General features: G+C 71.4%; 19 protein-coding genes and 1 other RNA gene. 17 read left to right on the top strand and 3 right to left on the bottom strand.

Going from position 1 to position 23016, the window contains the following annotated elements; genetic code table 11:
• Nucleotides 1–55 precede the first annotated feature (55 nt).
• The 3 genes from ACIP84_RS21275 (at nt 56) to ACIP84_RS21265 (ending at nt 3597) form a co-directional block, all read left to right on the top strand.
• Nucleotides 56–1294, top strand: coding sequence for a protein kinase (locus ACIP84_RS21275; RefSeq protein ID WP_401799330.1), 1239 nt, complete (start codon nt 56–58; stop codon nt 1292–1294).
• Nucleotides 1295–1323: 29 nt separating this feature from the next.
• Complete coding sequence (gene prfB / locus ACIP84_RS21270) at nt 1324–2427, top strand: peptide chain release factor 2 (protein WP_355958187.1); 1104 nt, start codon at nt 1324–1326, stop codon at nt 2425–2427.
• A 459-nt stretch (nt 2428–2886) separates the two neighbouring features.
• Nucleotides 2887–3597: an LPXTG cell wall anchor domain-containing protein gene (locus ACIP84_RS21265; RefSeq protein WP_401799327.1), complete on the top strand. Its 711-nt coding sequence runs from the start codon at nt 2887–2889 to the stop codon at nt 3595–3597.
• Between the two features lie 126 nt (nt 3598–3723).
• Here the strand turns inward: ACIP84_RS21265 and ACIP84_RS21260 are convergent, their stop codons facing one another.
• Nucleotides 3724–3909, bottom strand: coding sequence for a hypothetical protein (locus tag ACIP84_RS21260; RefSeq protein WP_030324454.1), 186 nt, complete (start codon nt 3907–3909; stop codon nt 3724–3726).
• A gap of 235 nt (nt 3910–4144) precedes the next feature.
• Between ACIP84_RS21260 and ftsE the strand changes: the two genes are divergently transcribed.
• The 5 genes from ftsE (at nt 4145) to ssrA (ending at nt 8091) form a co-directional block, all read left to right on the top strand.
• A complete protein-coding gene (gene ftsE / locus ACIP84_RS21255; RefSeq protein WP_030223113.1) occupies nt 4145–4834 on the top strand; it encodes a cell division ATP-binding protein FtsE in 690 nt (229 codons plus the stop codon).
• Between the two features lie 23 nt (nt 4835–4857).
• Nucleotides 4858–5775, top strand: a complete 918-nt coding sequence (gene ftsX, locus ACIP84_RS21250) for a permease-like cell division protein FtsX (protein WP_355958185.1) — start codon at nt 4858–4860, stop codon at nt 5773–5775.
• Between the two features lie 78 nt (nt 5776–5853).
• The gene (locus ACIP84_RS21245; RefSeq protein ID WP_401799324.1) at nt 5854–7041 is read left to right on the top strand and encodes a S41 family peptidase; all 1188 of its coding nucleotides are present in this window, start codon (nt 5854–5856) and stop codon (nt 7039–7041) included.
• A gap of 18 nt (nt 7042–7059) precedes the next feature.
• Nucleotides 7060–7599 carry an SsrA-binding protein SmpB gene (smpB, locus tag ACIP84_RS21240; protein ID WP_051820739.1) on the top strand — a complete coding sequence of 180 codons (540 nt, stop codon included), beginning with the start codon at nt 7060–7062 and terminating at the stop codon, nt 7597–7599.
• A gap of 99 nt (nt 7600–7698) precedes the next feature.
• Nucleotides 7699–8091: a transfer-messenger RNA gene (ssrA, locus tag ACIP84_RS21235) on the top strand.
• Between the two features lie 80 nt (nt 8092–8171).
• On the opposite strand, the gene ACIP84_RS21230 is transcribed toward ssrA, so the two are convergent.
• Complete coding sequence (locus tag ACIP84_RS21230; RefSeq protein ID WP_401799322.1) at nt 8172–9455, bottom strand: MFS transporter; 1284 nt, start codon at nt 9453–9455, stop codon at nt 8172–8174.
• 83 nt (nt 9456–9538) lie between these two features.
• On the opposite strand from ACIP84_RS21230, the gene ACIP84_RS21225 reads away from it, so the two are divergent.
• The 6 genes from ACIP84_RS21225 to ACIP84_RS21200 all read left to right on the top strand — a co-directional run bounded on the left by ACIP84_RS21225 (nt 9539) and on the right by ACIP84_RS21200 (nt 18596).
• Nucleotides 9539–10579, top strand: a complete 1041-nt coding sequence (locus tag ACIP84_RS21225; protein ID WP_401799320.1) for a LysR family transcriptional regulator — start codon at nt 9539–9541, stop codon at nt 10577–10579.
• 260 nt (nt 10580–10839) lie between these two features.
• Complete coding sequence (locus ACIP84_RS21220; RefSeq protein WP_401799319.1) at nt 10840–12207, top strand: nitrate/nitrite transporter; 1368 nt, start codon at nt 10840–10842, stop codon at nt 12205–12207.
• Nucleotides 12208–12291: 84 nt separating this feature from the next.
• Complete coding sequence (locus tag ACIP84_RS21215; RefSeq protein WP_401799318.1) at nt 12292–13440, top strand: uroporphyrinogen-III synthase; 1149 nt, start codon at nt 12292–12294, stop codon at nt 13438–13440.
• A gap of 356 nt (nt 13441–13796) precedes the next feature.
• On the top strand, nt 13797–16136 hold the full coding sequence (locus tag ACIP84_RS21210; protein ID WP_401799316.1) for a HelD family protein: 2340 nt from the start codon (nt 13797–13799) through the stop codon (nt 16134–16136).
• Between the two features lie 435 nt (nt 16137–16571).
• Nucleotides 16572–18002 carry an NAD-dependent malic enzyme gene (locus ACIP84_RS21205; protein ID WP_355958176.1) on the top strand — a complete coding sequence of 477 codons (1431 nt, stop codon included), beginning with the start codon at nt 16572–16574 and terminating at the stop codon, nt 18000–18002.
• 312 nt (nt 18003–18314) lie between these two features.
• Complete coding sequence (locus ACIP84_RS21200) at nt 18315–18596, top strand: HU family DNA-binding protein (RefSeq protein ID WP_017237029.1); 282 nt, start codon at nt 18315–18317, stop codon at nt 18594–18596.
• Nucleotides 18597–18815: 219 nt separating this feature from the next.
• Here ACIP84_RS21200 and murA read toward each other — a convergent pair whose 3' ends face one another.
• On the bottom strand, nt 18816–20162 hold the full coding sequence (gene murA / locus ACIP84_RS21195) for a UDP-N-acetylglucosamine 1-carboxyvinyltransferase (protein ID WP_318210058.1): 1347 nt from the start codon (nt 20160–20162) through the stop codon (nt 18816–18818).
• A gap of 313 nt (nt 20163–20475) precedes the next feature.
• Here murA and ACIP84_RS21190 point away from each other — a divergent pair, with 313 nt between their 5' ends.
• The 3 genes from ACIP84_RS21190 to ACIP84_RS21180 all read left to right on the top strand — a co-directional run bounded on the left by ACIP84_RS21190 (nt 20476) and on the right by ACIP84_RS21180 (nt 23011).
• Nucleotides 20476–21036 carry a YqgE/AlgH family protein gene (locus ACIP84_RS21190; RefSeq protein ID WP_030324470.1) on the top strand — a complete coding sequence of 187 codons (561 nt, stop codon included), beginning with the start codon at nt 20476–20478 and terminating at the stop codon, nt 21034–21036.
• A gap of 30 nt (nt 21037–21066) precedes the next feature.
• Nucleotides 21067–21354, top strand: coding sequence for a DUF3039 domain-containing protein (locus tag ACIP84_RS21185; protein WP_015033918.1), 288 nt, complete (start codon nt 21067–21069; stop codon nt 21352–21354).
• Between the two features lie 343 nt (nt 21355–21697).
• Entirely contained in the window at nt 21698–23011 is a 1314-nt protein-coding gene (locus tag ACIP84_RS21180) for an extracellular solute-binding protein (RefSeq protein WP_401799313.1), read from the top strand.
• Nucleotides 23012–23016: the final 5 nt, after the last annotated feature.

The following is a 23016-nucleotide window of genomic DNA, read 5'->3' as shown; positions in this document are numbered from 1 at the left end:
GGCGGCTGCGGACGCGTAACTTTGCACGCGAACCGCAGCCGCTGAGGGAGCAGTCTTGGCACGGAACATCGGCAGCCGCTACACCACCCACCAGATCCTGGGGCGGGGCAGTGCAGGAACGGTGTGGCTCGGCGAGGGGCCCGAGGGGCCCGTCGCCGTCAAACTGCTGCGCGAGGACCTGGCGTCCGACCAGGAGCTCGTCGGCCGCTTCGTCCAGGAGCGGACCGCCCTGCTCGGTCTGGACCACCCCCGCGTGGTCAAGGTCCGCGACCTCGTCGTCGACGGCAACGATCTGGCCCTCGTCATGGACCTGGTGCGCGGTACCGACCTGCGCACCCGCCTCGACCGGGAACGCAGGCTCGCCCCCGAGGCCGCCGTCGCGATCGTCGCCGACGTCGCCGACGCCCTCGCGGCCGCGCACGCCGCCGGGATCGTCCACCGGGACGTCAAGCCGGAGAACATCCTGCTCGACATGGAGGGACCGCTCGGGCCCGGCGGCGCGCACCCCGCCCTGCTCACCGACTTCGGCGTCGCCAAGCTGATCGACACGCCGGGCCGCACCAAGGCCACCCGGATCATCGGCACCCCCGACTACCTCGCCCCCGAGATCGTCGAGGGCCTCCCGCCGCGCGCCGCCGTCGACATCTACGCCCTCGCGACCGTCCTGTACGAGCTGCTCGCCGGCTTCACCCCCTTCGGCGGCGGCCACCCCGGCGCCGTGCTGCGGCGCCACGTCACCGAGACCGTCGTCCCGCTGCCCGGCATCCCCGAGGAGTTGTGGCAGCTGGTCGTGCAGTGCCTGGCCAAGGCCCCGGCCTCCCGGCTGCGCGCCTCCGAGCTCGCCACCCGCCTCAGGGACGTCCTGCCGCTGCTCAAGGGCATCCCGCCGCTCGACGTGGACGAGCCGGACGCGGAGCCGGCGCCGGAGCCGTACGAGGAAGACGCCTACGCGCCGGGTACGGGTGCGGGGGAGCCCGGTCCGCGCCGGGCCGCCGTCCCGCTCGTCCCCGGCGCCTCCGCCGACTCCAACCGCGACACCCACACCTCCATGCGCGTCCCGGCCCCCGACGAGCTCTCCGGCGGCCCCCTGGGCACGGCCCGCGCCCCGCGCCCCTCGGGGGGCCGCAGACCCGGCTCGGCCCGGCACAAGGCCGAGGCGGTCCGCAAGCGCCGGATCACCCTCACCCTCGCGGCCGTGGTGGCCGCCGGCGCCCTCGGCGCGGGCGGCTACCTGGCGGCCTCGGGGGACGCCGACACCCCACCGCAGGACTCCAAGCAGTCCTCACTGCCGTAACAGCGGCGGCGAGCCGTTACGCTGGACGCGTGGCAGTCGTCGATGTATCCGAAGAGCTGAAGTCCCTCTCCTCGACCATGGGGTCGATCGAGGCCGTCCTGGACCTCGAGAAGCTGAGGGCCGACATCGCCGTGCTCGAAGAGCAGGCCGCGGCCCCGTCCCTGTGGGACGACCCGGAGGCGGCGCAGAAGATCACGAGCAAGCTTTCGCACCTGCAGGCCGAGGTCCGCAAGGCCGAGACCCTGCGCGGGCGCATCGACGACCTCGCGGTGCTCTTCGAGCTCGCCGAGGAGATGGACGACCCGGACACCCTCGCCGAGGCGGAGACGGAGCTCGGCTCCGTGCGCAAGGCCCTCGACGAGATGGAGGTCCGCACCCTCCTGTCCGGCGAGTACGACGAGCGCGAGGCCCTGGTCAACATCCGCGCCGAGGCCGGTGGCGTCGACGCCTCCGACTTCGCCGAGCGGCTCCAGCGCATGTACCTGCGCTGGGCGGAGCGCCACGGCTACTCGACCGAGATCTACGAGACCTCGTACGCGGAGGAGGCCGGCATCAAGTCGACCACCTTCGTGGTGAAGGCGCCGTACGCCTACGGCACGCTCTCCGTCGAGCAGGGCACCCACCGCCTGGTCCGCATCTCGCCCTTCGACAACCAGGGGCGTCGCCAGACCTCCTTCGCCGGTGTCGAGATCCTGCCGGTCGTCGAGTCCTCCGACCACGTCGAGATCGACGAGTCCGAGCTGCGCGTCGACGTCTACCGCGCCTCGGGCCCCGGCGGCCAGGGCGTCAACACGACCGACTCGGCCGTGCGCATCACGCACCTCCCGACCGGCATCGTCGTCTCCTGCCAGAACGAGCGCTCGCAGATCCAGAACAAGGCCAGCGCCATGAACGTCCTGCAGGCCAAGCTCCTGGAGCGCCAGCGCCAGGAGGAGCGGGCCAGGATGGACGCTCTGAAGGACAGCGGCAGTTCCTGGGGCAACCAGATGCGCTCGTACGTCCTGCACCCGTACCAGATGGTCAAGGACCTCCGTACGGAGTTCGAGGTCGGCAACCCGCAGTCCGTTCTGGACGGCGAGATCGACGGCTTCCTCGAGGCGGGCATCCGCTGGCGCAAGCAGCAGGACAAGTAACCCCGGAACACGGCACGTTCGGGCCCCGCACCGTCCTGGTGCGGGGCCCGTCGTCGTTCTGGTGCGGGGCCCGTCGTCGTTCTGGTGCGGGGCCACTCGTCGTTCTGGTGTGGGCCCTCGTCGTTCTGCGCGATGGCCTCCGTCCGGTCAGCGGATTCGCTGACGCAAGCGGAAACGGGGGCGTCGGGGAGCTTTGTCGACAAGGGAACTGGCGGCGCGGGACCCGGAGTTCTGGGTTTACGTCACAGTTGCATCGTCGCATGTGGGACACGTGGTGATCTTTCGGGCATCGCACGCGCAACGACCTTGACGCTTCATCGGAAACTCGGAAGGGTGGCGTACTGGCATGCGCATTTCTGGGGCGCGTGCGAACGGGGGCGAGCCCAGTAGTGAGCCGCCTCTGCCGCGTGCCCCGAGCGCTGCCCCATGACGAGATGAGCTACTGGGGGTAGCAGCCAGATGACCAAGCAGATGCGAGTCCGTATCGCGCGCATCGCCGCCGGTGCGGTGATCGCGGCCGGTGCGTCGCTGACGGCGGCGGGTGCGGCTCAGGCCGTGGGCGCCTTCGGCGAGCCGGACCCGACGCCCACGTGCATTCCCGGGACTGCCGGTTGCGAGGAGACGACGCCTCCGACCACCGAGCCGCCCACCACGGAGCCTCCGACCACGGAGCCCCCGACGACGGAGCCGCCCACCACCGAGCCTCCGACCACGGAGCCTCCGACCACCGAGCCGCCCACGACGGAGCCTCCGACCACGGAGCCCCCGACGACGGAGCCGCCCACCACCGAGCCTCCGGTCACCGAGCCTCCGGCGACGGAGCCGCCGGTCACCGAGCCGCCGACCGAGCCGGAGCCGGGTGACACGGACGGTCCGGGCGAGACGCAGCCGCCGACCGACGAGGACGGCGGCAACACCGACAACGGTGACGCCGGCACCTGCACCGTCGACCTCGACGGCGCCGAGTGCGTGGACAGCGGCAACAGCAACACCGACACCAACAACGCCGGCTCGCAGCCCGTGCAGCAGGGTCAGGCGAAGGAGGAGCTCGCCGAGACCGGTGCGGCCGAGACCTCGTTCCTGATCATCGGCGCCGCGACCATGATCGCCGGTGGCATCGGCTTCCGTATGCTGCCGCGTCTCGTCGGCGGAGGCCGCGCCGCCGTCTGATCCCGCCGTGAGCGCGGATCCGTACGGCGTATGACGTACCGAGCATGAGGAAGGGCCGGGGAGCATCTCCCCGGCCCTTTCCCATGTCCTCGTGGCTCCGGCTCGTGTGGACGCCGTGCGGTCCCGCTAGACCGTACGGACCGCCGCGAGCAGGGCGATCGCAGCCAGCAGGGCGATCGCCAGCGTCAGCAGCATCGCGGGCGAGAGACCGCCTTGCGGGGTCAGTCGCTCCCGGTTCGCGCGGCAGACGGGGCAGCGGCCCTCGGCGACCGGGGCCGCGCAGTTGGCGCACACCAGTCGGTCGTAGGTCATGCGCTCTCCTCCTCCCGCACTGGGTTTCACACCAGGACAACGTCCGACGGGGTCCGGACGTTCCCCCTACCACTGTGCCAGCTCGACGGCGTTTCGGCGCGCCCCACCGGATCGCGACCGTTTCGTCCGCGAGGGCGAAAAGGATAAACGTCGCAAGCCGGAACCGCGACTGCGCGGGTCTTCCCCGGTCGCGTAAGGTCACGCACACCTACTCCCGGCCGACCGTGGTGCATCCGTGATCCGATTCGACAACGTCTCCAAGTCCTATCCGAAGCAGAACCGCCCCGCGCTCCGGGATGTATCCCTGGAGATCGAGAAGGGGGAGTTCGTCTTCCTCGTCGGTTCGTCCGGCTCCGGAAAGTCGACTTTCCTGCGGCTGCTCCTCCGTGAGGAGCGCGCCAGCCAAGGCCAGGTGCACGTCCTCGGCAAGGACCTGGCCCGGCTCTCCAACTGGAAGGTGCCGCACATGCGGCGTCAGCTCGGCACCGTCTTCCAGGACTTCCGCCTCCTTCCCAACAAGACCGTCGCCGAGAACGTGGCCTTCGCCCAGGAGGTCATCGGCAAGCCGCGCGGCGAGATCCGCAAGGCCGTGCCGCAGGTGCTCGACCTGGTCGGGCTCGGCGGCAAGGAGGACCGGATGCCGGGTGAGCTCTCCGGTGGTGAGCAGCAGCGCGTCGCCATCGCCCGGGCCTTCGTCAACCGCCCGATGCTGCTGATCGCCGACGAGCCCACCGGCAACCTCGACCCGCAGACCTCGGTCGGCATCATGAAGCTGCTCGACCGCATCAACAGGACAGGGACCACCGTCGTCATGGCGACCCACGACCAGAACATCGTCGACCAGATGCGCAAGCGCGTCATCGAGCTGGAGAAGGGCCGCCTCGTCCGCGACCAGGCCCGCGGCGTCTACGGTTACCAGCACTGAGCAGGTAGGGGACTCAACACACCATGCGCGCTCAGTTCGTGCTCTCCGAGATCGGCGTCGGTCTCCGGCGCAATCTCACGATGACGTTCGCCGTCATCGTCTCCGTGGCCCTCTCGCTCGCCCTGTTCGGCGGTGCGCTGCTCATGCGCGAGCAGGTCAGCACGATGAAGGACTACTGGTACGACAAGGTCAACGTCTCCATCTTCCTCTGCAACAAGGCCGACGCGGCCTCGGCGGCCAAGTGCGCCAAGGGCGCGGTCACGGCGCAGCAGAAGGAACAGATCAAGGCCGATCTGGAGAAGATGGACATCGTCGACACCGTCCTGCACGAGACGGCCGACGAGGCGTTCAAGCGGTACAAGGAGCAGTACGGCGACACCGCCATCGCCTCCGTCGTGACGCCGGACCAGATGCAGGAGTCGTTCCGGGTCAAGCTCAAGGACCCGGAGAAGTACAAGGTGGTCGCCACCGCCTTCGCCGGCCGGGACGGCGTCGAGTCGGTCGCGGACCAGCGGGGCATCCTGCAGAACCTCTTCGACCTGATGAACGGCATGAACATCGCCGCCCTCGGTGTCATGGGGCTGATGCTGGTCATCGCGCTGATGCTGATCGTCAACACGGTCCGCGTCTCGGCCTTCAGCCGGCGCCGCGAGACCGGGATCATGCGGCTCGTCGGCGCGTCCAGCTTCTACATCCAGATGCCGTTCATCATGGAGGCGGCGTTCGCCGGTCTCCTCGGGGGTGCGGTCGCCTGTGTGCTGCTGCTCGTCGGCCGGTACTTCCTCATCGACCACGGCATCGCGCTCGCGGAGAAGATGCAGCTCGTCAACTTCATCGGCTGGGACGCCGTCCTCGCCAAGCTGCCGCTGGTGATCGCCATCGGGCTGCTGATGCCCGCCGTGGCCGCTTTCATCGCGCTGCGCAAGTACCTGAAGGTGTGAGAAGACACCGCGGACGGTGAAGGGCGTCGTACGGGCAAAGCCCGTGCGGCGCCCTTGCCTTGTCCTAGAGTGGGCGCCATGCCGGCCGGCACCGACCATCTCTGTATCCGGCCCCGCGGAGTGCTCCGTGGGGCCGCCCTGACGTTGGTGTTCACCGGGGTGCTTGCCACCGCCGCCGCCACCGGCTCGCTGCCCCGGCAGGAGTCCGCCGTCGGACGCACGGGGGCGACCCTGCGCGCGGGGGAGGGGTCCCGGGACTCCGAGACGGTCGACAGCGCCGCCCTGAACCGCGCCGCGGCCGACGCCATGGCGGACGGCAAGTCGGGCAAGCAGGCGGCCGAGGAGTTCGTCAGCCGCAGCGGAGACCGCTGGGGCGCGGTGTACGACAAGAAGGAGTACGCCGAGTTCGAGCAGGCCCTCGACGGCACCTACACCGGTGTGGGGCTCTCCGCCGGCCGGGCCGCCGACGGCAGGGTCCGGGTGACCCGGGTGCAGAGCGGCGGCCCCGCCGCGCGGGCCGGGCTGCGGGCCGACGACCGGCTCGTCTCCGTCGACGGCCGCCCGGTCGACGGGCTCTCGGTCTCCGAGGTCGTCGCCCTCCTGCGCGGCGACGGCGTCCCCGGCTCCACCGTCGCCCTCCGGGTCGAGCGCGGCCGCGCGGCCTGGACCCAGATGCTGCGCCGGGCCAGGCTCGCCACGGACCCCGTCACCGTCCGGCGCCTCGACGACGGGACCCTGCTGATCCGGGTCGCCGCCTTCACCAAGGGCGCGGGCACGCGCGTGCGGGACGCGGTACGGGCCGCCCCGGCCGGCGCCGGCGTCCTCCTGGACCTGCGGGGCAACGCCGGCGGCCTGGTCGCCGAGGCCGCCGTGGCCGCCTCCGCCTTCCTCGACGGCGGTCTGGTCGCCACGTACGACGTGGAGGGCGAGCAGCGCGCCGTGTACGCGGAGGGCGGCGGCGACACCGGCAGGCCCCTGGTGGCGCTGATCGACGGCGGCACCATGAGCGCGGCCGAGCTGCTCACCGGAGCCCTCCAGGACCGGGGCAGGGCCGTCACGGTCGGCTCCCGCACCTTCGGCAAGGGTTCGGTCCAGATGCCGAGCGCCCTGCCGGACGGCTCCGTCGCCGAGCTGACCGTCGGCCACTACCGCACCCCGGCCGGGCACGCCGTCGACGGCCGGGGCATCACCCCCGACCTGACCGCCGGGGAACGGGCGGAAGAACGGGCGAAGACGGTATTGAGTGGCCTCGGAGGGGGCTCGTAGTGCGAAAATGACCGCACTATGGCAAAGGGACTCGTGAACGTGCAGGGCAAGCCTGCGAAGAAGAACCAGGACAAGGCGCCCGAGCGCAAGATCATCGCGCAGAACAAGAAGGCGCGCCACGACTACCACATCGTCGACACCTATGAGTGCGGTCTGGTGCTCATGGGCACCGAGGTGAAGTCGCTGCGGATGGGCCGCGCCTCGCTGGTCGACGGCTTCGTGCAGATCGACCGGCACGAGGCGTGGCTGCACAACATCCATGTGCCCGAGTACATGCAGGGCAGCTGGACCAACCACTCGGCGAAGCGGAAGCGCAAGCTGCTGCTGCACCGCGAGGAGATCGACAAGCTGGAGGCGAAGTCGCAGGAGACGGGTCACACGATCGTGCCCCTCGCGCTGTACTTCCTGAACGGCCGGGTCAAGGTCGAGATCGCGCTCGCCAAGGGAAAGAAGGAGTTCGACAAGCGTCAGACCCTGCGCGAGAAGCAGGACACCCGCGAGACGAACCGGGCCATCGCGGCGGCCAAGCGCAAGCAGCGGGCGGCGCAGGCCGGCTAGCGGCGCGGTCGCGGGTAATACGCTGGCGACAGTGCCCGTCGGTCACGTACGATGGGTCGTGCCCACCTCGCAAGGGTGCGCACTTTGAAAAATCAACATGGGGATGATCGGTTTCGACAGCGGATACCGATGCAGGGGAAGCGTGCCGAGGAAGCGGCAATGATCTCGTTAACCATATGTCGCAACCAATAATCGCCAACTCCAAGAGCGATAACTCCCGCTTCGCCCTCGCTGCCTAATTTTAGGTAACGACAAGAAGCCTCTGTGAGGAGCGTCAGCCCGGGGGTGGTCCCGACCCGGATCCTGGCGTCATTTAGGGATCTAAACCTCTCGCCCCGGTCACGGGGGTGAGAGGGAAATCAAACAGTGACTGAGCCCGTCGGAGACTTGTCCGCGTGATCTCCGGGGCTGAGAAACTCGTAGCGGACTGCGCACGGAGAAGCCCTGTTTCCGTACCGTTGGACGCGGGTTCGATTCCCGCCATCTCCACCGAGCGTCCGGGAGGCCAGCCCCTCGGACACCTCATCCCATGTGGGCGAAGGCCCGGCAGTCACCAGACTGCCGGGCCTTCGTCATGCCCGGACGCCCACCCTGGTCGCCGCGCAGAGCGCCAGCGCCACGGCGGCCGCGGTGGCCGGGACCAGGAAGCCGAAGGAGGCGAACGGGGCGTGGTCGGCGGCCCAGCCGCCGGTGGCGGAGCCGGCCGCGATGCCGCCGAGCAGGGCGGTCACGGCCAGCGTCATGCCCTCGTTGAGCTGGGACGCCGGGGTCAGGCGCTGCACCAGGCCCATGCCCGTCACCATCGTCGGAGCCGTCGCCATGCCCGCCAGGAGGAGCCCGGCGGCGAGGGCGAGCAGTGAGCCGGTCGAGGCGGCGAGCAGCGGCATCGCCATCAGGACGGCCATCGCGGCCAGGCAGGTGCGGAGCCGGACGGTGCGCTGGGCGCGGCCGTAGAGGAGTCCCGCCGCGCAGGAGCCCGCGGCCTGGAGGGCCAGCACCGGGCCGGCGACGGGGCCGTCCACGTACGCCACGGTCACCACCTCCATGGAGCCGAAGACCGCGCCGGTGGCGAGGAAGACCGCCAGGAGCGGGGCCATGCCGGGGACGCGCAGCGGGGAGCCCGCGGCGGTACGGGGCGAGACCGGCGGCTCGGTGGAGCGCTGGGCGGCGAAGATCAGGACGCCGGTGAGGAACAGGGCGGCGCCGACGAGGGTGCCGGCCTCGGGGAAGAGCGTGGAGCAGAGGAGCGCGGCGACGACCGGGCCGAGCATGAAGCAGAGCTCGTCGGTGGCCTGTTCGAAGGCGTTGGCGGTGTGCAGGGCGCCGCGGTCGCCCTTGAGGAGATGGGCCCAGCGGGCCCGGGACATGCCACCCGTGTTGGGCGAGGTGGCGGTGAGGGCGGTGGTGGCGAACAGGGCCCAGGCGGGCGCCTTCTCGTGGACGCAGAGCAGCAGCACCAGATGGCCGAGGACGGCGTAGGCGGTGGCGGGGACCGCGATCCGCGCCTGTCCGTACCGGTCGACGAGCCGGGCGATCCAGGGGGCGGTGAGGGCCCCGGCGGCCATGCCGGAGGCGGTCACGCCGCCCGCGAGGGCGTACGAGTCGTAGGCCGCCGCGATCATGATCACGGCGCTGACGCCGAACATGCCCATGGGCAGCCGGGCGATCAGATTGCCGACGATGAAGCCGCGGGCGCCGGGGACGGTGAAGAGGCGGAGGTAGGAGTTGCGGGGGGTGTGGGCGGGAGCGGGGGGCGGAGTGCGGCTGGGGCGGCTGGGGACGGCGGTGGGCCGTTCGCCGTAGCGGGGGGCGAGGGCCGGGCCCGCCGGGGTGAGGGTGAGATCCGGTTGCGGCATGGATCAAGACTCGTGGGAGGGGGCCGGGCCGGTCCAACACCTGTTCGGTGGTCATTCACGCATCTGTGTTGTTGAATGCGGCGATGCCCTCCCCGCCGCCCGCCCCGGCACCTTCCCCCGTGCCGGCGTCCGCCGCGTCGGTGCCCGCCGCTTCGGCGGCCGTCGCGCCCCGTGACATCGACCCCCGTCTCCTGCGCGCCTTCGCCGCCGTCGCCGAGGAGCTGCACTTCACCCGGGCCGCCGCCCGCCGCTACGTCGCCCAGCAGGCCCTCAGCCGTGACATCCGTCGCCTGGAGCGCGAAGTGGGCGCCGAGCTCTTCGTACGGACCACCCGGCAGGTCTCCCTCACACCGGACGGTGAACGCCTCCTTCCGTACGCACTCCGGGTGTTGGCCGCGCACGACGAGCTGACCGAGGCCTTCCTGGCCGCGCCCCGGCCGCTCCTCGTCGACCTCAACAGTCCCGGTCTCGCCCCCGAGAACGTGCTGCGGCGCGCCCGTGAACTCGCCCCGGACCAGGAGCTGATGGCCCGCTACGAGAGCGGACTCACCGGGGCCGTACGGGAGATGCTCGCCGGGCGGCTCGACACCTCCTTCGGCCGGTACGGCGGGCTCGACGCCGGGCTGCGGGCCCGGCTCGACTCCCAGTTCGTGCGGTACGAGCGGATGGCCGTGATCCTCCCCGACGACCATCCGCTGGCCGACCTGACCGAGGTGCCGCTCGCCGCTCTCGCCGGGGAACGGATCTACGCGGGCGCGGGGAACGACCGCACGCCCGAGTGGACCGACCTCGCCGCCCGGCTCTTCGCCGGGCGCGGCATCGAGATCGCCCCGCCCGCGCCGCTCGCCGTCGGCAAGGAGGAGTTCCGCCGCATCATGGCCAAGCACCGCCACCCGGTGCTCGCCGTCGTCGACTTCCCGCCCATGCCGGGCTGTGTGCTGCGGCCGCTCGTCGACCCCGTACCTCTGTCGCCCGTGAGCCTGGTGTGGCGCAAGGGGCTGCGGCATCCCGGTCTGGACGCGCTGCGGACCGCCGCCGCCGAGATCGGCGCCAGGGAGGGCTGGCACGCCCGCCCGGCCGGGTCCTGGCTGCCGGACGGGGAGCCGGGGCTGCCGGGTGCCTGAGGGGGAGCCGGGGCTGCCGGGTGCCTGAGGGCGGCTGCCCCGGGGCGGCACGCATCGGGACCCGGTCACGTCCACCGGTAGGATCCGGCGAGCCGAGCCCGGAAAGGGGGGCGCTCACAGGGGCGCCGCGCTCCGGGTGAGAGCAAGGTTCCGCTGACGTCACCTCGCGGCACCGGGCCGAAACGCGGCCTGCCTAGCGTCGGGGGCAGGTGGACCGGGGCTGTGGACGCCCCAGGACCCGACACCCGCGGAGGTACGACATGGGCGGCCGGTGGATCGAGCAGTGGGAGCCGGAGGACGAGACGTTCTGGCGCGAGAAGGGGGAGCGGATCGCACGGCGGAACCTGCTCTACTCCGTCATCTCCGAGCACATCGGCTTCTCCGTCTGGAGCCTGTGGTCGGTCATGGTGCTCTTCATGGGACCGCAGTACGGCGTCGACCCGGCCGGCAAGTTCTTCCTGATCGCGACCGCGACCTTCGTCGGCGCGCTGATCCGCATCCCGTACACCTTCGCCGTCGCCCGCTTCGGCGGCCGCAACTGGACGGTCCTCAGCGCGCTGCTGCTCCTGCTGCCCACCGGCTTCGCCTTCGCGGTGATGGAGCCCGGGACCTCGTACACCACGTTCGTCCTGGTGGCAGCCCTCACCGGCGTCGGAGGCGGCAACTTCGCCTCCTCGATGACCAACATCAACGCCTTCTTCCCGCTGCGGAAGAAGGGCTGGGCACTCGGGCTCAACGCCGGCGGCGGCAACATCGGCGTCCCCGTCGTCCAGCTCGTCGGCCTCCTCGTCATCGGCACGGCGGGCGCGATGCACCCGAGGATCGTGCTCGGCGTCTACCTGCCGCTGATCGTCGTCGCCGCCGTCTGCGCCGCGCTCTTCATGGACAACCTCGCCCCCGTGAAGAACGACACCGGAGCCGCGAAGGAGGCCGTCCGGTCCCGCCACACCTGGATCATGGCCTTCCTGTACATCGGCACCTTCGGCTCCTTCATCGGCTACAGCTTCGCCTTCGGCCTGGTCCTCCAGACCCAGTTCGGCCGCACCCCGCTCCAGGCCGCCTCGCTCACCTTCATCGGCCCGCTGCTCGGCTCGCTCATCCGGCCGATCGGCGGCTCCCTCGCCGACCGGCACGGCGGCGCCCGCATCACCCTGGGGACCTTCGCCGCGATGGCCCTCGCGACCGCTGTGGTCATCTACGCCTCGGTGGTCGAGTCCCTCACCGTCTTCCTCGTCGGCTTCATCGGCCTCTTCGTCCTCAGCGGCCTCGGCAACGGCTCCACGTACAAGATGATCCCGGCGATCTTCCTCGCCCAGGGGCACGGCAGGGGCCTCGCCGGAGACACCGCCGAGGCCTACGGGCGGCGGCTCTCCGGCGCGGCGATGGGCCTCATCGGGGCGGTCGGCGCGCTCGGCGGCCTCGGCATCAACCTCGCCTTCCGCCAGTCCTTCCAGACCTCCGGCACCGGCACGGCGGCCTTCGTCGCCTTCCTGGCCTTCTACGGGGCCTGCATGGTCGTCACCTGGGCGGTATACCTTCGCGCTCCGGCCGCGGCCCCCTCCACGGTCCCGGAGAACGCCGGGGACGTCACCGAGCCGGAGCCCAAGCCCGGCTACGCGAAGGTGTGATGTCCGATGCCCGGCGCGGACCGTAACGATCAGGAAATACGGGCGAACCGAGACCGTCACGCGTCCCCGTCAGGCTCTGACCCCATGGACGAGCAGCAAGAACAGGGCCCCGCCGGGCCCCTCGCCGGCTTCACGGTCGGCGTCACCGCGGCGCGGCGCGCGGACGAACTCATCGCGCTGCTGCGCCGGCGGGGCGCGGCCGTCGTCCACGGACCCGCCCTGCGCATCGTGCCCCTCGCGGACGACACCGAACTCCTCGCCGCCACCAAGGAACTCATCGGCCACGCCCCGGACGTCGTCGTCGCGACGACGGCGATCGGCTTCCGGGGCTGGGTCGAGGCGGCGGAGGGCTGGGGATGCGGGGAGGAGCTCCTCGCCGTCCTGCGGGACGTCGAACTGCTCGCCCGGGGCCCCAAGGTCAAGGGAGCCGTACGGGCCGCCGGGCTCACCGAGTCCTGGTCGCCCGGCTCGGAGTCCATGGCCGAGGTCCTCGACCGGCTCCTCGGCGAGGGCGTGGCGGGCCGGCGGATCGCGCTCCAGCTGCACGGGGAGCCGCTGCCCGGTTTCGTGGAGGCGCTCACGGCCGGTGGCGCGGAGGTCGTCGGCGTCCCCGTCTACCGCTGGATGCCGCCGGAGGACATCGGGCCGCTCGACCGGCTCCTCGACGGGGTCCTGGCCAGGGGCCTGGACGCGGTCACCTTCACCAGCGCGCCCGCCGCGGTGTCGCTGCTGTCGCGGGCCGCGGAGAAGGGCGTACGGGCCGAACTCGTCGCCGCGCTCAGGCACGACGTCCTCGCGGTGTGCGTGGGGCCCGTGACGGCGCTCCCGCTCCAGGCGGAGGGCATCGACACGTACGCGCCGGAGCGGTTTCGGCTCGGGCCGCTCGTCCAGCTGCTCTGCAAGGAGCTGCCGGCCCGCTCACGGGTCCTGCCCGTGGCCGGGCACCGGGTGGAGGTCCGCGGGCACGCCGTCCTCGTCGACGGGCTCCTGCGGCCCGTCCCGCCCGCCGGAATGGCCCTCCTCGGTCTCCTCGCCCGCCGCCCCGGCTGGGTGGTCTCGCGCGCGGACCTGCTGCGCGCGCTGCCGGGCGCGGGGCGGGACGAGCACGCGGTGGAGACGGCGATGGCGCGGCTGCGGGCGGCGCTGGGGACGCCGAAGCTGATCCAGACGGTGGTGAAGCGGGGGTACCGGCTGGCACTGGACGCGGTGGCGGACGCCAAGTACGACGACTAGACGACTGGCGGCGGGACGGACGCCTGACCCGTAGCGCCGGCGCCCACCGCGCCCTCGGCCCCGCGCGGGGCCGGCGCCTTCACCGCGCCCCGCGCGCGACCAGGGTGTGCCGCCGCCCTCGCGCGGCCCGCGGCTGCGCCTTCGCCGCCGCCACTCCTTCGGGGACGACTGCCCACAACGGAGGGCGGCGGGGCACCGCATCGGCGGAGTGGAGGGCCCCGACGCGGTGGGGCTGACGCACACAACGGGGTCGTCGGGGCTCGTGTCGGGCGGCGTAGCGTGATCTCGCCTGACACGGTGCCTTCCGGTGGCGTACGCTCGACGGCTGCCCAGTGCACGTCAGAAGGGGGCCTTAGGTGGCCGCGCAGGAAGCCGTGGACACGGTCAGAGACCGTGAGATCGGTGTCGAGCAGGAACATCTGGATCACGTCTACCGCCGACTGGAGGAGAAGATCCACGAGGCGGAGTTCCTGATGAACGACGCCGCCCAGCGGGGCCAGGTCGGCACGCCCGGCGCGCTCGCCGAGCGCGACGCCCAGGTCTTCCGGGCCGGCATCCACCTCAACCGGCTCAACAACGAGTTCGAGGACTTCCTCTTCGGCCGGATCGATCTGCTGGAAGGGAAGGACGGGAAGAAGGGCCCGGACGGGGCCTACACCTCCGTCGAGCCCGCGGAGGACGCCGTACGGCCCGACAACACCGCCGATATCGGCGAGACCCTCCACATCGGCCGGATCGGCGTCCTGGACTCCGACTACGCGCCGCTGGTCATCGACTGGCGCGCGCCCGCCGCCGCGCCCTTCTACCGGTCCACGCCGGTCGATCCCGGCCGGGTCGTACGGCGCAGGGTCATCCGTTCCAAGGGCCGCAAGGTCCTCGGTGTCGAGGACGACCTGATGCGTCCGGAGCTCCGGGCCACCCTGGAGGGGCGCGAGCTGCCCGTCATCGGCGACGGCGCCCTGATGGCGGCCCTCGGACAGGCCCGCAGCCACACCATGCGGGACATCGTGTCCTCCATCCAGGCCGAGCAGGACCTCGTCATCCGCGCGCCCGCCGCCTCCGTCACGTACGTCGAGGGCGGCCCGGGCACCGGCAAGACCGCCGTGGCCCTGCACCGGGCCGCCTACCTGCTCTACCAGGACCGGCGGCGGTACGCGGGCGGCATCCTGATCGTCTCGCCGACCCCGCTGCTCGTCTCGTACACCGAGGGCGTCCTGCCCTCCCTGGGCGAGGAGGGGCAGGTCGCCATCCGCGCGGTCGGCAGCCTCGTGGACGGCGCCGAGGCCACCGCCTACGACGACCCGGCCGTCGCCCGGATCAAGGGCTCCTCCCGGATGCTGCACGTGCTCCGCAAGGCCGCCCGAGGGGCCCTGGAGACCCCGCCGCCCAGGACCCAGCCCGAGCTGGGGGAGGAGGACGCCCCCGTCCCGGCGGGCACGCCGACGCGGCTGCGGGTCGTCGCCTTCGGCCGCCGTCTGGAGCTGGAGGCCGACGAACTGCGGCGCATCCGGCACAACGTCCTCGGCGGCACCGCCCCCGTCAACCTGCTGCGCCCGCGCGCCCGCAAGCTGCTCCTGGACGCGCTGTACGCCAAGTCGGGCGCGGTCGGCCGGCACAGCGACCCCGAGCTCGCCGCCGAACTGCGCTCCTCCTTCGACGAGGACGTGTCGACGGAGGACTCCTTCCTCGCGTTCCTCGACGCCTGGTGGCCCGAACTCACCCCGCGCCGGGTCCTCGACGCGATGGCCGACGAGCGCCGGCTCGGCCGCTGGGCCCGCCGGATCCTCAACCAGGGGGAGGTGCGCCGGCTCGCCCGCTCGCTGCGCCGCACGGAGCTGTCCGTCCACGACGTGGCGCTCCTCGACGAGCTGTACACCCTGGTCGGGACCCCGGCCCGGCCCCGTAAGAAGCGCGAGTACGACCCGCTCGACCAGCTCACGGGCCTGGAGGAGCTCATGCCCGTACGGGAGGAGACCCAGCGCGAGCGGGCCGAGCGGCTCGCCGCGGAGCGCACCGAGTACGCGCACGTGATCGTCGACGAGGCGCAGGACCTCACGCCCATGCAGTGGCGGATGGTCGGGCGGCGCGGCCGGCACGCCACCTGGACGGTCGTCGGCGACCCGGCGCAGTCCTCCTGGTCGGACCCGGACGAGGCCGCGGCGGCCCGCGACGAGGCCCTCGGGTCCCGGCCGCGGCGCCGCTTCGAGCTGACCGTGAACTACCGGAACCCGGCCGAGATCGCCGAGCTCGCGGCGAAGGTCCTGGCCCTCGCCATGCCGGGCAAGGAGTCGCCGCGCGCGGTCCGCTCGACGGGTGTCGAGCCCCGTTTCGTACGGGTCGCGGAGACGGCGGGGAAGCCCGATCTGGCCGAAACTGTTCGGTCCGAGGCGCGGCTGCTCCTGGAGCGGGTCGAGGGCACCGTCGGTGTCGTCGTCGCCATGAACCGGCGCCAGGAGGCGGCCCGCTGGCTGGCCGAGCTGGGCGACCGGGTGGTGGCGCTCGGCTCCCTGGAGGCGAAGGGCCTGGAGTACGACGCCACGGTCGTCGTCTCGCCCGCGGAGATCGCGGACGAGTCCCCGGCCGGCCTGCGCGTTCTCTACGTGGCCCTCACCCGGGCGACGCAGCAGCTCACGGTGGTCGCGGCGGCGGCGGACATGCCGGACGGCGCGGGGGTCCCGGACCTGCTGAGGGACTGACGGGGGTGGACCCGGCGGGCCCGGTGGGCCCGCCGGGTGCGGCCGCATCCCGCAGGGCGGGAGACGCCGATTTCAGGTCAACCTGTGGCGCTGGAATCACTGACCAGGGTGGTTTGTTAGCCTTGTCGTGGCACCGGCTCGATCCAAGCCCCCGGGCCCAACCTTCGTCCCTCAGAGGGACCACTTGCCGCGAGGCGAGCATGGCGGGTCGGTGCCACTTAGACGTATGTACGAAGTCGAGGTCCTCGTCACCCCTGGTGACGGGGGCCTCTTCTGTTTCCCCGGCGCTTCTCGTATGGTGGAAACTACTTTCCGAAAACAAAATGACCGCATTACCTGCTACCGGCAGGTAGGTGCGACCATCGGAGGGCGCCGCCGGGCAACCAGCCGGGGCGGCGTAGCAACGAAGCTCAGGGAAAGCAGAGGAACTCGGCCATGGCAACGGCGCCCAGCGTCTCGTACTCGATGACGGTCCGGCTGGAGGTTCCCGCGAGCGGAACCGCGGTCTCCCAGCTCACCACGGCGGTGGAGTCCCACGGCGGATCCGTCACCGGCCTCGACGTGACCGCCTCCGGCCACGAGAAGCTCCGCATCGACGTCACCATCGCCGCTACCTCCACGGCGCACGCCGACGAGATCGTCGCCCAGCTGCGCACCATCGAGGGCGTCGTCCTGGGCAAGGTCTCCGACCGTACGTTCCTGATGCACCTCGGCGGCAAGATCGAGATGGCGTCCAAGCACCCCATCCGCAACCGTGACGACCTCTCCATGATCTACACCCCGGGCGTCGCCCGCGTGTGCATGGCGATCGCCGAGAACCCCGAGGACGCCCGCCGCCTCACCATCAAGCGCAACTCCGTCGCGGTCGTCACCGACGGCTCCGCCGTCCTCGGCCTCGGCAACATCGGCCCGATGGCCGCCCTGCCCGTCATGGAGGGCAAGGCCGCCCTCTTCAAGCGCTTCGCCGGCATCGACGCCTGGCCGATCTGCCTCGACACGCAGGACACCGACGAGATCGTCGCCATCGTCAAGGCCATCGCCCCCGGCTTCGCGGGCATCAACCTGGAGGACATCTCCGCGCCCCGCTGCTTCGAGATCGAGGCCCGGCTGCGCGAGGCCCTCGACATCCCCGTCTTCCACGACGACCAGCACGGCACCGCCATCGTCGTCCTGGCCGCCCTGACCAACGCGCTCCGCGTGGTCAACAAGGGCATCGGCGACGTACGGGTCGTCATGTCCGGTGCGGGCGCCGCCGGTACGGCCATCCTCAAGCTGCTCATCGCCGCGGGCGTCAAGCACGCCGTCGTCGCCGACATCCACGGCGTGGTGCACGCGGGCCGCGAGGACCTGGTCGACGCCGCCCCCGGCACGCCGCTGCGCTGGATCGCCGACAACACCAACCCCGAGGGCGTCACCGGCACCCTCAAGCAGGCCGTGGTCGGCGCGGACGTCTTCATCGGCGTCTCGGCCCCGAACCTGCTGGGCGCGGACGACGTCGCCGCGATGGCGGAGGGAGCGATCGTCTTCGCGCTCGCGAACCCCGACCCGGAGGTCGACCCGGCCGCCGCGCGCCAGACGGCCGCGGTCGTCGCCACCGGCCGCTCGGACTTCCCGAACCAGATCAACAACGTGCTGGTCTTCCCGGGTGTCTTCCGCGGTCTCCTCGACGCCCAGTCCCGTACCGTCAACACGGAGATGATGCTGGCGGCGGCCACGGCCCTCGCCGACGTCGTCACCGAGGACGAGCTGAACCCGAACTACATCATCCCGTCGGTCTTCAACGACAAGGTCGCGGGTGCGGTCGCCGGAGCCGTGCGCAACGCGGCCAAGGCGGCGACCGGAAGCCCTGCGGCGACCGGGCGCTGACGGCGCGTCGCGATTCGCGGAGTCGTAAACCCGCCTTTAGGGTGGCTTTTCGGCTCCGCATGGTTTTCGCGGAGTCGACAGAACGTCACCACCACGGGGCTCTGGCGCTTTTCGTGTGACCCCAGGGGGTGCCGGATTGGCGTTCCCGCCGCTGGTGGGGGCAGGATGCGTGTTTGGGCGCGAGGGTCTGTCATTAGACCCGGGTCCGGGGACTGTCCGAAGGCCCTGGCAGCATCGGCTTCGCTGTACCCAATCACGCGGCTTCCGCCGCGTGGCACGCCTCACAGGCAAGAAGAACACGGGAGTAACAACATGAACCGCAGTGAGCTGGTGGCCGCCCTGGCCGACCGCGCCGAGGTGACCCGCAAGGACGCCGACGCCGTGCTGGCCGCTCTCGCCGAGACCGTCGGTGAGGTCGTCGCCAAGGGCGACGAGAAGGTCACCATCCCCGGCTTCCTGACCTTCGAGCGCACCCACCGTGCCGCTCGCACCGCTCGTAACCCGCAGACCGGCGACCCGATCAACATCCCGGCCGGCTACAGCGTGAAGGTCTCCGCGGGCTCGAAGCTCAAGGAAGCCGCCAAGGGCAAGTAAGGCCGACAAGGCCGCGTAAGGCAGCCTGGAGGCACAGAAAGGGCGGCCACCCTGTCAGGGGGTGGCCGCCCTTTCGTTTGCCCTTCAGAGGCCCGTTGACGCGGTCGGAGACCGGTGCACGCGCGCGGGGAGCGGGTCCCCGCGCGCGTACGCCCGGTCAGGCGCGTACGCCCGGCCCGGCAGGCGCGTACGCCCGGCCCGGCAGACGCGTACGCCCGGTCAGACCAGCGCGCTGCCCGGGAGCTCGACCTTGGCGCCGAGCTCGACGAGCTTCTCCATGAAGTTCTCGTAGCCGCGGTTGATCAGCTCGATGCCGTGCACCCGGGAGGTGCCCTGCGCCGCGAGCGCCGCGATCAGGTACGAGAAGCCGCCGCGCAGGTCGGGGATGACCAGATCGGCGCCCTGGAGCTTCGTCGGGCCGGACACGACCGCCGAGTGGAGGAAGTTGCGCTGGCCGAAGCGGCAGTCGGAGCCGCCGAGGCACTCGCGGTACAGCTGGATGTGAGCGCCCATCTGGTTGAGCGCGGAGGTGAAGCCCAGCCGGGACTCGTAGACCGTCTCGTGGACGATGGAGAGGCCGGAGGCCTGCGTCAGGGCCACGACCAGCGGCTGCTGCCAGTCCGTCTGGAAGCCCGGGTGCACGTCGGTCTCCAGGTGGATCGCGTTGAGCGAGCCGCCCGGGTGCCAGAAGCGGATGCCCTCGTCGTCGATCTCGAAGGCGCCACCCACCTTCCGGTAGGTGTTGAGGAAGGTCATCATCGAGCGCTGCTGGGCGCCGCGCACGTAGATGTTGCCCTCGGTCGCGAGCGCCGCGGACGCCCAGGACGCCGCCTCCAGGCGGTCCGGGAGCGCCCGGTGGGTGTAGCCGTCGAGGCGGTCGACACCGGTGATCCGGATGGTCCGGTCGGTGTCCATGGAGATGATCGCGCCCATCTTCTGCAGCACGCAGATGAGGTCCTCGATCTCGGGCTCCACGGCGGCGTTCGACAGCTCGGTGACGCCCTCGGCGAGCACCGCCGTCAGGAGCACCTGCTCGGTCGAACCGACCGAGGGGTACGGCAGCCGGATCTTGCAACCGCGAAGACGCTGGGGGGCCTCCAGGTACTGCCCGTCCGCCCGCTTCTCGATGGTGGCACCGAACTGGCGCAGCACGTCGAAGTGGAAGTCGATGGGCCGGCCGCCGATGTCGCAGCCGCCCAGGCCCGGGATGAACGCGTGGCCGAGGCGGTGCAGCAGCGGGCCGCAGAAGAGGATCGGGATGCGGGACGAGCCGGCGTGGGCATCGATGTCGGCGACGTTCGCCGACTCGACGTGCGTCGGGTCGAGGACGAGCTCGCCGGGCTCCTCGCCCGGACGGACCGTCACACCGTGCAGCTGGAGCAGGCCGCGGACCACCCGGACGTCACGGATGTCGGGCACGTTGCGCAGCCTGCTGGGGCCGCTGCCGAGCAGGGCGGCGACCATCGCCTTGGGCACGAGGTTCTTCGCGCCGCGGACGCGGATCTCGCCCTCCAGCGGGGTTCCGCCGTGGACGAGCAGTACATCGTGGCTGTCTGTGCCGGTCATGAATCTCGCGTTCCGGTGGGGTCCCCCCCGCGCAGCTAGGGGGAGGATCGGTCGGGTGGCCAGTGAAAAGGGTAAGGGGCCATGAGACCTCTCCTGGGTGCCCCGGGGGGCATGTCAGATGTAATGAATTCGGCACAACACCCTCTGTTCTCGTGATCTTGCGGAGCGTTACCGTCCGCTTGTCCCGCCCGGGCGCCGTCACGGGCCCGCCCCGTCCCCTCTGAACTGCGACGGTCGGCGAGTTCCGGACATCGCCTCCCCCGTACGGTCCGAGAGCCCCCGCGAACGCCGAAGATGCGGGATCATGTGTCGCATGACCGAGGTGTCCTCGCTCACAGGACGGCTGCTCGTCGCCACCCCCGCCCTCGCGGACCCGAATTTCGACCGCGCGGTGGTGCTGTTGCTCGACCACGACGACGAGGGCTCGCTCGGTGTCGTCCTCAACCGGCCGACGCCGGTGACCGTCGGCGACATCCTCGCGCCCTGGGCCGGCCTCGCCGGCGAACCCGGGGTGGTCTTCCAGGGCGGCCCCGTCTCCCTCGACGCCGCGCTCGGCGTCGCCGTGATCCCGGGTGACGAGGGGCCGCTCGGCTGGCGGCGGGTGTACGGGGCGATCGGCCTGGTCGACCTGGAGACCCCGCCCGAGCTGCTCGGACCGGCCCTCGGCTCGCTGCGGATCTTCGCCGGGTACGCGGGCTGGGGCCCCGGCCAGCTGGAGACCGAGCTCGGCGACGGAGCCTGGTACGTGGTCGAGTCGGAGCCCGGCGACGTCTCCTCGCCGCAGCCCGAGACGCTCTGGCGGCAGGTGCTCCGGCGGCAGCGCGGCGAGCTCGCGATGATCGCGACGTACCCGGACGATCCCTCCCTCAACTGAGGGCCCCGGCTTTCAGTACCCTTGGCCCTTATGAGCACTCTCGAGCCCGAGCGCGGGGCAGGTACGGGAACCCTCGTCGAGCCGACGCCGCAGGTGTCCCACGGTGACGGCGACCACGAGCGCTACGCCCATTACGTCCAGAAGGACAAGATCATGGCGAGCGCCCTCGACGGCACCCCCGTCGTGGCGCTGTGCGGAAAGGTCTGGGTACCGGGGCGCGACCCCAAGAAGTACCCGGTCTGTCCGATGTGCAAGGAGATCTACGACTCCATGGGCGCCGGCGGTGGCGACAAGGACAAGGGCGGCAAGGACAAGTAGACGTGTCCTGACGTCCCGGAATGTCGGGGGCGGCCCCCGTCACGCGTACTTCGGTACGGGTGACGGGGGCCGTTTCGTTTCCCGGCGCGCGGCCCTTTCGTTTCCCGGGGCGAGGCCGTGTCGCGCTCCGGTGCGCGGCCGTGTCGCTTTCCGGCGCGCGGCCAGGGCGCTTCCGGTGCGCCGAGCCGTTGCGCAGGGTGCTTCCGCCGGTCACGGAGTGGTTGAGGTGGTCGAGACCTCTTGTCGGGTCACCGGAGGCGCGCCTAACCTCACGCGTGTTGTGCAGAACGAAACGCGCATTGCGCATGTTGCAACGCACGCACGCATCCGGAGGGGATCCGTCATGAAGCTTCCTCGCGTCGCCGCCCGCCTCACCGCCCCGGCCGCCGCACTCCTGCTGGCCGGCCTGACCGCCACGGCCTGCGCGCCCCAGACGTCCGACGGCAAGGCCACGACGGACGAGAAGACCGGCACCCTGCGGGTCTGGCTCTTCCAGGAGGTGAGCAACAAGCCCAAGGAACAGGTCGTCGCCCAGGCCGTCGCCGCGTTCGAGAAGCAGCACCAGGGCGCGAAGGTCGAGGTCGAGTACATACCCGTCGAGACCCGCGCCCAGCGCGTCAAGGCCGCCTTCAACGACCCCAAGTCGGCCCCCGACCTCATCGAGTACGGCAACACCGACACCGCCGGATACGTCAAGGACGGCGGACTCGCCGACATCAGCGCCGAGTTCGGCGCCTGGGACGAGGCCAAGGACACCGACCCCACCGCCAAGCAGTCCGTCACCGTCGGCGGAAAGGTCTACGGCGCACCGCTGTTCGTCGGCGTCCGCGCCCTCTACTACCGCACCGACGTGTTCGAGGAACTCGGCCTCACCGCCCCCAAGAGCCAGGCCGAACTCGTCTCCACCGCCAAGAAGATCCGCAAGGCCAGGCCCGAGCTGTACGGCATCGCCGTCGGCGGCGCGTACACCTACGGCGCCATGCCGTTCGTCTGGGCGGCCGGCGGCGAACTCGCCACCGCGAACGGCGACGCGTACAAGGCCGCCGTCAACAGCGAGGCCGCCCTCAAGGGCATCAGCACCTACACCTCGCTCTTCGGCGACGACAACTGCCCGGCCGCCAAGTGCGCCCAGATGGGCGGCAACGCCACCGTCACCGCCTTCGCCTCCGGCAAGGCCGCCATGGCCATCGGCGGCGACTTCAGCCACGCCGCCGTCGAAGCCGGCACCGTCAAGGGCAAGTACGCCGTCGTCCCGCTGCCCGGCACCACCCCCGGCTCCATCGCCCCGGCCTTCGCGGGCGGCAACAACATCGGCATCCTCAAGAGCACCTCCCACCGCAGTCTCGCCGTCGACCTCCTCAAGTCCCTCACCGGCAAGGAGACCCAGGGCAGGCTCTTCGACGCGATGGGCTTCCTCCCCACGTACACCGACGTCCGGACCGCCGCCGCCCAGCGGCAGCCCTTCGTGAAGCCCTTCATCGACACCCTCGGCGCGGGCACCAGGTTCGTCCCGGCGTCCCCCGGCTGGGGCCAGATCGACGCCTCCCTCGTCCTGCCCACGATGTTCCAGGAGGTCGTCAGCGGCCGTAAGGACGTCAAGGCGGCGGCGGACGACGCCGCGAAGAAGATGGACGCGGCCTTCGCGCCGGCGGGCTGAGCCGC

The organism is Streptomyces sp. NPDC088707, assembly GCF_044752725.1.
Taxonomy (GTDB): Bacteria; Actinomycetota; Actinomycetes; order Streptomycetales; family Streptomycetaceae; genus Streptomyces.
This window is presented reverse-complemented; position numbering and strand designations above follow the sequence as displayed.

Coding starts and splice junctions, on each gene's coding strand:
- ACIP84_RS21265 (WP_401799327.1), top strand. CDS start 2,887: ATGACCAAGCAGATGCGAGTCCGTATCGCGCGCATCGCCGCCGGTGCG.
- ACIP84_RS21260 (WP_030324454.1), bottom strand. CDS start 3,909: ATGACCTACGACCGACTGGTGTGCGCCAACTGCGCGGCCCCGGTCGCC.
- ftsX (WP_355958185.1), top strand. CDS start 4,858: ATGCGCGCTCAGTTCGTGCTCTCCGAGATCGGCGTCGGTCTCCGGCGC.
- ACIP84_RS21245 (WP_401799324.1), top strand. CDS start 5,854: ATGCCGGCCGGCACCGACCATCTCTGTATCCGGCCCCGCGGAGTGCTC.
- smpB (WP_051820739.1), top strand. CDS start 7,060: ATGGCAAAGGGACTCGTGAACGTGCAGGGCAAGCCTGCGAAGAAGAAC.
- ACIP84_RS21230 (WP_401799322.1), bottom strand. CDS start 9,455: ATGCCGCAACCGGATCTCACCCTCACCCCGGCGGGCCCGGCCCTCGCC.
- ACIP84_RS21225 (WP_401799320.1), top strand. CDS start 9,539: ATGCCCTCCCCGCCGCCCGCCCCGGCACCTTCCCCCGTGCCGGCGTCC.
- ACIP84_RS21220 (WP_401799319.1), top strand. CDS start 10,840: ATGGGCGGCCGGTGGATCGAGCAGTGGGAGCCGGAGGACGAGACGTTC.
- ACIP84_RS21215 (WP_401799318.1), top strand. CDS start 12,292: ATGGACGAGCAGCAAGAACAGGGCCCCGCCGGGCCCCTCGCCGGCTTC.
- ACIP84_RS21205 (WP_355958176.1), top strand. CDS start 16,572: ATGGCAACGGCGCCCAGCGTCTCGTACTCGATGACGGTCCGGCTGGAG.
- ACIP84_RS21200 (WP_017237029.1), top strand. CDS start 18,315: ATGAACCGCAGTGAGCTGGTGGCCGCCCTGGCCGACCGCGCCGAGGTG.
- murA (WP_318210058.1), bottom strand. CDS start 20,162: ATGACCGGCACAGACAGCCACGATGTACTGCTCGTCCACGGCGGAACC.
- ACIP84_RS21190 (WP_030324470.1), top strand. CDS start 20,476: ATGACCGAGGTGTCCTCGCTCACAGGACGGCTGCTCGTCGCCACCCCC.
- ACIP84_RS21185 (WP_015033918.1), top strand. CDS start 21,067: ATGAGCACTCTCGAGCCCGAGCGCGGGGCAGGTACGGGAACCCTCGTC.
- ACIP84_RS21180 (WP_401799313.1), top strand. CDS start 21,698: ATGAAGCTTCCTCGCGTCGCCGCCCGCCTCACCGCCCCGGCCGCCGCA.